Genomic DNA, 9,331 nt, shown 5'->3' on the forward strand with positions numbered 1-9,331 from the left:
AAAATAGCACCTGAAAATCCGCTTATAATTTCTAACAAATCAGGTCACAACGGTGTGGCAAATTCACTAGCAATGAAGGAGCTAGGCATAACTAACGATACACCAGATCCAGAGGGTGGAGTTATTTTCAAGGAAAATGGAGAGCTTACTGGATACCTTGAGGAAAATGCGTTTATCAACAACGTCCAAAGAGTTCCGATGCCATCTACAGAGGAACTTATGAAGGCAGTTATAAAAGCACAGGATGACTACGCTTCTTATGGTATAACTACTATGCAAGAGGGAATGGTCATGCCTTTATTAGCTGATTTATTGGCTTATATAGCACATTCGAAAATGCTTAAGCTAGACTATATAGGATACGTAGATATAAAAGAAAAGGACAAGGTTTTGGAAAAAATGCAGGGATGTATAAAAGAGTACCACAATCATTTCAAAATCGGAGGCTTCAAAACTTTTCTAGACGGTTCACCACAGGCGAGAACTGCTTATATGAGAACTGATTACAAGGGTCAAGAGGGATATAGAGCTTATCCTGTGATGAGTGAAGACGAATTAGAGAAACAAATAGAAATAGCTCTAAAAGAAAATATGCAGCTTCTAGCTCACTGCAACGGTGATGCTGCTGTGGCTCAGTACTTAGAACAATACAAAATAGCCAAGGAAAAATTAAACACTACGGAAGACATAAGACCAGTTATAATACATGCACAGCTGATAGGAGTAGACCAATTGCCAGAAGTCAAGAGATTGGGAATGATACCGTCGTTTTTCGTAGGGCATGTCTACCACTGGGGACATATACATGTCGAAAACTTTGGGCTTGAAAGAGCGAGCCAAATATCTCCAACTAAGACCGCACTAGACGAGGGTATCAAGTTCACCTTCCACCAAGATGCTCCAGTTATAGAGCCAAATATGCTTGAAACTATATGGATAGCAGCTGCTAGAAAAATGAATAATGGAACTGTATTAGGTGAAAATCAAAGAATACCAGTACTTGCTGCGATAGAGGCTGTGACTAAAAATGCCGCTTATCAGTATTTTGAAGAGGATATAAAGGGAACTATTAAAGAAAATAAATTGGCTGATTTAGTTATCCTAGATAAAAATCCACTTAAGGTAGATATCGACGAGATAAGAAATATAAAAGTATTAGAAACTATAAAAGAAGGAAATACTGTTTATAAAGCTAAATAATAAAATAGGAGATGTTCAATTATCGAACTATCTCCTATTTTCATATTATATCAATTTTAAAACAAATATAATTTTATAATTGACCATCTAGAGCTTCTTCTATAACAGGTATTTTATCTACTTTAGGTTCTTTTATAACGTTTCCGTTTCCAACTACCATATAAGGATTACGAAGTACTGTTAAATCATCTAGAGGATTTTCGTTTACGATTAACATATCAGCGCATTTACCTACTTCTATAGATCCAGTTTCTTTATCTATACCTGCTATTTTAGCATTTCCAAGTGTAGCTGTATGTATTGCAAAAGAAGCTGAAACACCTACAAATTTCTTGAAGTAAGCCAATTCTCTCCACATATCGTATTGAGTTACAAAAGGACAAGCACTATCTGTACCAAGTCCAACAGGTATTCCATTTTCAAGAGCTGCTTTAGCTGATGAAATAATTCCTTCTAGTACTACATTTCCATTGAATTTTGTAAGTTCTGTGCTTCCTGTAAGTTCTGGATCTAATTTAGCAAGAGGTATTGCGGGTGATATTGTACATGTATCACTTGCACCTGTTTCTTTAAATAATTTTATAATTTCGTCATCTGGTTTAGCACTATGTTCTATAGTATCTACACCACCTTTTAGTGCGACCTTAACACCTTCAGGACTTTCTACGTGTGCAGCTACTTTGAGTCCAAGTTTGTGAGCTTCATCACAACAAGCTTTAACATATTCATAAGGCATTCTAAGTATACCTGGTTCACCTTTGACAGTTGCATCTAAGACACCACCAGTTACCATTAATTTAATTAAATCAGGTTTATTTTCGGCAACTTTTCTAACTAGTTCCTTACATTCTTCTTCGCTAGTTGCTTCATATGCAAGAATACCTGCCATATGACCTCCTGGAACAGAAATTGCCATATCGGCTGCTAATATTCTAGGTCCTACAATTTCACCAGCGTTGATTTTATTTCTAACAGTAGAAACCACGTTGTCAATATCACCTACTGTTCTAATAGTAGTTGTACCAGACAACAATTGAGTTTTAGCATAATCAGCGCAAGTTTTTACTGCTTCTGCCTTTAAATTAGGATCTGATGTAATTTTTTGTGCTTCTTCAAGAGATGGTATCTTACTTGATGGAGCACCACTTCCTGCAAGATGGACATGTAGGTTTATTAGTCCAGGTAATAAGTAACGACCTCCTAAATCGATTACTTCATAACCATCTAGGTCATCAATTGAAGTATCAATTGATTTTTTTATATCAGTAATTTTTTTACCTTCTACCAATACTGACATATTTTCTTGTGGGGCCATATCTTTTGTCCCATTTAATACTGTACAGTTTATAAATGCTGTTTTTTTAAACATATAGATCACCCTCTTAAAAAATATTTATTGTATACATTATACTACTTTTGGAATAAAATGGATTAAAAATATTGTATTTATTAAATTATTTTTTAGTACACAAATTAAAGTTGCATATCTACTGAATGTAACCATACAACTTTGAAGGTTTTCTATAATTGACTATCTAGAGATTCTTCTATAACAGCTATCTTCTTAATCTTAGGTTCTTTTATAACATTTCCGTTTGCAACTACCATATAAGGAGTACGAAGTGCTTTTAAATCGTCAATAGGATTTTTATCTACAATCAACATATCGGCGTATTTACCTACTTCTATAGAGCCTATTTCCTTGTCAAGACCGATGATTTCGGCGTTTTTAAGTGTGGCTGTGTGTATTGCAAAGGAATTTGAAACACCTACAAATTTGCTGAAGTAATAAATCTCTCTCCACATATCGTATTGAGTTATAAAAGGACAAGCGCTGTCTGTACCTAGTCCGACTGGAATGTCGTTTTCAAGTGCTGCTTTGGCTGATGAGATGATTCCGTCTAGCACGATGTTTCCGTTAAACTTAGTTAGCTCTGTGCTTCCTGTTAGCTTTGGATCTAGCTTGGCAAGAGGTAGCCCTGGTGAAATTGTGCATATGTTGCTGGCACCTTTTTCTTTAAATAATGTTAAAATTTCTTCGTCCATCACAGCGCCGTGTTCTATAGTATCTACACCTGCTTTTAGCGCTACCTTGACTCCTTCTGGGCTCTCTACATGTGCTGCTACTGTATATCCAAGTCTATGAGCTTCATCACAACATGCTTTAACATATTCATAAGGCATTCTAAGTACACCTGGTTCGCCCTTGACAGTCGCATCTAAAACACCGCCAGTTACCATTAATTTAATTAAATCAGGTTTATTTTCGGCGATCTTTCTGATTAAAGCTTTGCATTCTTCTTCGCTAGTTGCTTCATATGCAAGTACGCCTGCCATATGACCACCTGGAACTGAAATAGCCATATCAGATACTAGCATTCTAGGTCCTAAAATTTCACCTGAGTTGATTTTATTTCTAATAGTAGAATCTATATTCCCGAGACCGCCGACTGTTCTGATAGTAGTCGTACCAGATAGTAGCTGAGTTTTGGCGTAGTTAGCGCACATTTTTCTCACTACAAATCTTGAGATAGGATTTTTCATGAGCTTTTGCACTTTTTTAGGGCTTTGAGCTTTATCTGATGGTTTACCGCTTCCTGGGAGATGTACGTGTAAATTTATAAGTCCAGGCAGTAAGTAGCGTCCATCTAAATCAATTACGTCGTAACCAGATAAAGTATCGTTTGATTTTTTTATGTCGATAATTTTTTTATCCTCCACAAGTACAGTCATGTTTTCTTGTGGAATCATATCCTTAGTTCCATCTAAGATTGTACAATTTATAAATGCAGTTTTTTTGGACATACAGTTCCCCTCCTAAAAAATATTTATACTATATTATACTACTTTTAGTCAGCGTTTAGATTATGAAGAAAAATCACAGGCTTTCTAAGAAAATAAATAGAAACTACAAGCGTCACCATCTCTGCAATAGGTATTGCAAACCAAATCCCATTTTCAAATAAATAAGGAAGAGTTATAAGCCCCAAAACAGTAAACACAAAAGTTCTAAGAGAGGAAATCAGCGCTGATACCTTCCCATTTGATATAGCCGTAAAAAAATTAGAGGCGTAAATATTAAATCCAGCAAAAATATAATTTACAGAGAAAATTTTATAACCTAAAAGAGTAATATCGTAAGCAGAAGAATCGGCGGGAATAAAAATTCCGACAACCTGTTTAGCAAAAATAAACGCAGATAAAATCATAAGAACAGACATATATCCGATTGTATTCTTGCATATTTTAGTAATTCTATCGAACTGTTCTCTATTTTGGCTACCGTAATTATAGCTGATAACAGGTGCAACTCCTTCAGAAAAGCCCATAAATATAGAAGTAAACAAAAACTGAGTATACAAAACTACAGTAAATGCAGCTACACCGTCTTCTCCCACTAATTTGAGCATAGTGTAGTTTATCAAAAGAGTAGTAACACTGACTGCTAGATTGCTTATAAGCTCAGACGAACCATTTCCACATGTTTTTAAAATAGTATCGAGGCAAAAGTCACTTTTTACAAAGTATAGATCTCCTTTTCGAACAAATGTAAAATAAACTAATGCAAACACACATGGAATCAAATATCCAGTTACAGTAGCAAGGGAAGCACCTGCTATTCCCATATGAAATATTTTTATAAAAACATAATCTAAAACGGCGTTTGTAACTCCAGCAGCAGTAGATAAAAACAGTCCCACACCAGGCATGCTGGCAGTTATAAAGAAATTGCTAAACATTATCTGAACTATCATAGCCGGCATAAACCAAATTTGAATTTTATAATAATCCACGCAATAGGGCATCAATCGTTCGTTTGCACCTAATAGGTGGAGAATTTCATCCATAAAAATATATCCAAAAATAGATATTACCGTGCTAACTATTAATCCAAGCACTACAATTCTAGTAAAATTTTTGCGAGCCTCATCATCGTTATTCATACCGAGATTTATACCTATAATTGCGCTGCCTCCAGTTCCAAGCATTATGCCGATTCCTACGATGACGCTTATAAATGGATAGACAATATTTACAGCAGACAGGGCATCTGTCCCAACTAAATTTGAAATAAAAAGTCCGTCTACACTTTGATATAACGAGACAAACATCATATTTATCATAGACGGAAATGAAAACAGCAAAAGCTCAAATGTATTAAAATTTTTTTTAATCGACATTTCCATAAAAAAACCTCCTCAATTTAATATTTTGTATAAAATTATTGCGTGTTAATTCAATTTAGTTTTAAAATAAAGAATATAATAAATATATCACAAGGGGCTAAAATTATGAAGATACAAAGAACTGAATGGGGATATATAGAGTGGAGGCATATCCACGACGAAAACGACAAAAAACAGCTAATGGACATTAGAATATCTGTAGTTCTCCCTGGAAAAAGTCAGCCAAAGCACACCCACTATAGCGAGGAGCAAATGCTTTATGTTATATCGGGGGAAGGAGTACATGTAATAAATGGAAATAAAAAACATGTAAAGGCTGGCGACTTCGTATATATAGACGGTGGAGCTACCCATGAGACACATAATATAGGTGAGGTTCCTCTTAGAGAATTACTAGTCTCAAATCCAGTCATAGTAAATAACTACGACTATGAAGGACAAAAACTAGATGGATTAAAAAGCATAATAGAGACGATACAAACTCAATTTATAGAGCCACTAAATATACCTATAACTATTTACGATTCTTCATGGAATCTACTTTTGCAGACGAAATGCTTTAACAACTACTGTATAAGAACATGTGGATTATTAAATGGTAGGTTTAAATATTGTGAATGTTTAACTCCTAAAAATAATTCAGAGGACGAGCAGTATTCGTTTAAATGCAGCCATGGACTGACTATTTACCACATACCTATAATTTACGAGGGCGATATAATAGGCTATATAAGAGGAGGCCACATACTGCTTGCATCAGACGGAAAGAAAAACGACCACAAGGATATTTACGATACTCCGACTGGAACAGCCATAAGTATAAAGAGACTTCTTATCCAAATAGCAAAGAGCATAGTCAATTACTACGGATTTGCAAATTTAAGAAATGAAGTCCAAGAGAAAAATATGGCTATAGAAAAAACTTCAAAATTAGGAGAGGAACTAAAAAACAACCTAATAAAGGAAAAAGAAAAGGTCACAAATTTGAAGATAAATCACCATTTCTTATTCAACACCTTAAATTCAATGGCTAGTATGGCACTTGAAAATGACTGTTTTGACCTGTATAGTGCTATAATTGATTTAAGCAAGCTTTTTAGATATACGATGAAGGTAGAATCTGAGTTTACTGAGCTTGAGAAGGAAATAGATTATGTGAAAAAATATTTGAATCTTCAAAAAATAAGATATTCAGACGAGCTTGAAGTAGAGTACGATTTAGATGAGACATACAACAATATAAGTGTCCCATTTAATTTTTTACAGCCGATAGTAGAAAATGCCTTTGTCCATGGATTTAAAGACAGTGTAGATAAGAAAAAATTAAAAATATCTACAGGATTATACAATGACAGAGTTAGAATAGTTGTAAAAAATAACGGATCGTATCTATCTGATCACGATGTTTGCGTAGTTATACAAAAAATACACAACAACAGCGGTCACGGACTATCTTTAATACACAATAAGCTGCAGTTTGCATTTGGAAACAACTTCAAAATGGATGTCGTCTCAAATGAAAAGGATCAGACTAATTTTATTTTAGATATTCCAATAATCAATATAACAAAAAATTATAACTTATAGGAGGAAGATAATGTTTGATAAAACTTATGTTACAAAGGATGTAGAAGTATTTGAAGGAGATAGCAAATTTTTACCAGATTTATTATATGCCGGTGTAGTAAGTCATGGAAGTAATTTAAATGGATTTATGTTAAAGGCTCAAGGAGAAGGACCTCATCCAACGGCATTATTATTACATGGATTTCCAGGCTACGACGATCCAATAGATCTAGCGCATGCACTTAGAAGATGTGGTATGAATGTATTGAGATTTCACTACAGAGGTTGCTGGGGAGTAAAGGGAACTTATTCATTTACACATTGTATGGAGGACGTAAAGGCTGGAATAGATTATTTAGTCGATGAAAATACAGTAAAACAATTCAATATAGATACAAATAATATATTTTTAATAGGACACAGCATGGGTGGATTTATGACATTAACTCATGCCTGCGATGAAAGAATAAAGGCATCTGTAGCTATAAGCCCATACGATTTCGGACTTATAGGAAAAATAGGTCATTACGATGAAAAAGAAAAAAACGAAGCATTTGAAATGTACAAAACTGCTCAAGCTCCTCTAAACGGAACAAGTGCAGAAGCCTTAATGCAAGAATGTCTAGATAACGGAGATAAGTGGAATCTTCCAGATAAGGCAGAAGCTCTAGCGAATGAAAAACTACTTATAACTGTTGGAACTAGAGACACAGTGAGCAAAAAATACTTACACCACGATAAACTAGCCAGCGAAATTAAAAAATACAACAAAAACAATTTAACTGAAGCATTTGCAGATACAGATCACTCTTATGCTAACAAGAGAGTTTGGCTAGCTCAAACAGTAGCTGAGTTTTTAGAAAAAGTTATAAATGAAAAATAGAAATATCTGATTTAATAGATATGTAATAATTATAAATAAAAACTGAGGAGAGACGAAATTGATAAAAACAGTAATTATAGACGATGAAGCAGCAGTAGTTTCTATTATTAAGTATTTTGTAAAAAAAGAGAACTTACCTCTTGATATAGTTGGGACTGCGAGCAGAGGGGACGAGGGTATAGAGATTATAAACAAACTAAAACCTCAGCTAGTATTTCTAGATATAAAAATGCCTGTAGTAGATGGATTTGAAGTTATGAAGTCTGTCTCAGATACAAAATTTATAGTTATAACTGCATTTGAATCGTTTGAATACGCCCAAAAATCCTTGCGACTTGGAGCAAAGGATATAATACTAAAGCCTATTGAATTCGAGCAGCTTACAGCATCTATTAATAGAGTTATGGGGTGGAAGTTTACATCTAATAATACTGTAAACGATGTAATACAATATATTCATTCAAATTACGATAAAAAAATAGAACTTAAAGCTATAGCAGCTAACTTGTATTTATCTCCTGACTATATATCGAAGCTATTTAAAACTCATATGGGAACTACTATAAATAAATACATAAATAAGGTACGTATAGATAAGGCGATAGAATTATTCGATAACGGTGAATTAAGCGTAAAGGAGGTCGCCCTTATGACTGGATACGACAGCTTAAATAATTTCTATAAAAATTTTAAAAATGCTACAGGAAAGACGCCTGCTATGTACCTTTCTGAAAAAAATAAATAAAGATAGTTTTAGGAAGTGAAGATATGAAAGTTGCTTTGATTGCGCCAGTGTATACGGCAAATGTTATAAAAGATATTGTTGAACAAAATATAGATGATATAGATGTTGATTTTGTTATTTACGACGATTATACAAAAGCAATCGAAATTGTAGGAAGTATACAGAAAAAGTACGATGCAATAATGTTTGTCGGTGTAGTAGTTTATAAATTTGTGAAATCCTATTTGAAAGAGGAGTGTATATGGGGGTATTTTCCTCTACATGAAAGCTCTCTATCTATTGCTTTTTTAAAAGCATTGTATTTAAAAAAGAACATAAAAAATATAAGCATAGATACATATTCAAAAAATACTATTGAAGAGGTGTACAAAGCCATCGGTATAGATGTAGATGATGTAAATATTATGCTTTATGAAGTAGATGAATATAGAAACGATATAACAGAAGAGGCTATCGATTTTCACAAAGGTAACTTAGAAAAATACGACGATGTTTGTATAATTACGGCCTTGAGTGATGTAAAAAAGCTTCTTGATGATGAAAATATCGATAGCTATATGGTAACACCTACTAAAAGTATTATAGTAGATAGCTTTCAAAATTTATATATAAAATACACAGCCAAGATAAATGCAAATAGCATGATTGTAGCTATTTTTGTAGAAATAGATTTTCCAGACTCTTATTCTATAATAAGCAGAAATGAATACTATTATGTGAAGGAAAAAAACAAGGTTACAGAAATTATTT

Annotated in this window: 8 protein-coding genes; 5 read left to right on the top strand and 3 right to left on the bottom strand. The window is 33.8% G+C overall.

The window, feature by feature from the left end:
• The coding region (locus tag MR593_RS11410) for an amidohydrolase (protein WP_290692965.1) at nt 1-1,200 on the top strand (1,200 nt) is incomplete at its 5' end.
• A gap of 73 nt (nt 1,201-1,273) precedes the next feature.
• Here MR593_RS11410 and MR593_RS11415 read toward each other — a convergent pair.
• From MR593_RS11415 to MR593_RS11425, 3 genes are all read right to left on the bottom strand, one after another.
• Nucleotides 1,274-2,569, bottom strand: coding sequence for an amidohydrolase family protein (locus MR593_RS11415; protein ID WP_290692967.1), 1,296 nt, complete (start codon nt 2,567-2,569; stop codon nt 1,274-1,276).
• Between the two features lie 152 nt (nt 2,570-2,721).
• The gene (locus MR593_RS11420; RefSeq protein WP_290692969.1) at nt 2,722-4,005 is read right to left on the bottom strand and encodes an amidohydrolase family protein; all 1,284 of its coding nucleotides are present in this window, start codon (nt 4,003-4,005) and stop codon (nt 2,722-2,724) included.
• 44 nt (nt 4,006-4,049) lie between these two features.
• Nucleotides 4,050-5,387 (bottom strand): MATE family efflux transporter, encoded by a 1,338-nt coding sequence (locus MR593_RS11425; RefSeq protein ID WP_290692971.1) that lies wholly within the window; start codon nt 5,385-5,387, stop codon nt 4,050-4,052.
• Nucleotides 5,388-5,492: 105 nt separating this feature from the next.
• Here MR593_RS11425 and MR593_RS11430 point away from each other — a divergent pair, with 105 nt between their 5' ends.
• The 4 genes from MR593_RS11430 to MR593_RS11445 all read left to right on the top strand — a co-directional run.
• Nucleotides 5,493-6,974 carry a histidine kinase gene (locus MR593_RS11430; protein ID WP_290692973.1) on the top strand — a complete coding sequence of 494 codons (1,482 nt, stop codon included), beginning with the start codon at nt 5,493-5,495 and terminating at the stop codon, nt 6,972-6,974.
• A 10-nt stretch (nt 6,975-6,984) separates the two neighbouring features.
• Entirely contained in the window at nt 6,985-7,836 is an 852-nt protein-coding gene (locus MR593_RS11435; protein ID WP_290692975.1) for an alpha/beta hydrolase family protein, read from the top strand.
• Nucleotides 7,837-7,894: 58 nt separating this feature from the next.
• A complete protein-coding gene (locus MR593_RS11440; RefSeq protein ID WP_290692977.1) occupies nt 7,895-8,581 on the top strand; it encodes a response regulator transcription factor in 687 nt (228 codons plus the stop codon).
• Nucleotides 8,582-8,604: 23 nt separating this feature from the next.
• On the top strand, nt 8,605-9,331 hold a 727-nt coding region (locus MR593_RS11445), incomplete at its 3' end, for a hypothetical protein (RefSeq protein ID WP_290692979.1).

It is taken from the genome of Intestinibacter sp., assembly GCF_022780145.1.
In the GTDB taxonomy this organism is placed as follows: Bacteria; Bacillota; Clostridia; order Peptostreptococcales; family Peptostreptococcaceae; genus Intestinibacter.

What these genes read in the sequence shown, in the direction of transcription:
- MR593_RS11415 (WP_290692967.1), bottom strand. Translation starts at nt 2,569, where the DNA reads ATGTTTAAAAAAACAGCATTTATAAACTGTACAGTATTAAATGGGACA.
- MR593_RS11420 (WP_290692969.1), bottom strand. Translation starts at nt 4,005, where the DNA reads ATGTCCAAAAAAACTGCATTTATAAATTGTACAATCTTAGATGGAACT.
- MR593_RS11425 (WP_290692971.1), bottom strand. Translation starts at nt 5,387, where the DNA reads ATGGAAATGTCGATTAAAAAAAATTTTAATACATTTGAGCTTTTGCTG.
- MR593_RS11430 (WP_290692973.1), top strand. Translation starts at nt 5,493, where the DNA reads ATGAAGATACAAAGAACTGAATGGGGATATATAGAGTGGAGGCATATC.
- MR593_RS11435 (WP_290692975.1), top strand. Translation starts at nt 6,985, where the DNA reads ATGTTTGATAAAACTTATGTTACAAAGGATGTAGAAGTATTTGAAGGA.